Genomic DNA, 607 nt, shown 5'->3' on the forward strand with positions numbered 1-607 from the left:
TATGAAATTAAAGAAACATCCCAAGTTAAAGTAGCAGCTAAACCAATTAAATGAATTGGCTCTGATACAGATGTGCATGCATCCATTAAAATAGATGTTTTATAATTTTTAGTTTTTTTGTTTGAAATAGATGTATGAGTAACACAATTTTGTGTCATCATTCCACAAACTAAAAGCTCATCTACATCTAACTTTTCTAGAACTTCATTTAAATTAGTTTTTACAAATCCGTCAGCATATGTTTTTATAACTATAGGAGCATTAGGTGCAGCCTCTAATATTTCAGGAACTATTTGAACTCCCTCTGAATCTTTAATGAAAAATGGTGCTAAACCTAAATTAGGATCAGCAATATGTTGAATATGAACTATCTGATAATTTTTATCTTTACATATTTTGATAGCTTCTAGAATATTGTTTAAAGTAACTTCTGTATTCCAAAGGGGAAATTTACCTTGTGGAAAATAATCATTTTGTAAATCAATAATTAATAAAGCTTTTTTCATAAAAATAACCTCCTATAACTAAAATAATATTTTATTATAATTTGCTTTTTAGAAATTGGATAGTACTTACTTTTTTGTGGGTACTTTTAATTTTTTTTTGC

General features: G+C 26.4%; 1 protein-coding gene. It reads right to left on the bottom strand.

The features are described from left to right. A partial coding sequence (locus HMPREF0202_RS14050; RefSeq protein WP_023051383.1) for a cysteine hydrolase family protein occupies window positions 1-506 on the bottom strand: 506 nt, incomplete at its 3' end. Window positions 507-607 lie beyond the last annotated feature (101 nt).

The organism is Cetobacterium somerae ATCC BAA-474 (genome assembly GCF_000479045.1).
GTDB lineage: Bacteria > Fusobacteriota > Fusobacteriia > Fusobacteriales > Fusobacteriaceae > Cetobacterium_A > Cetobacterium_A somerae.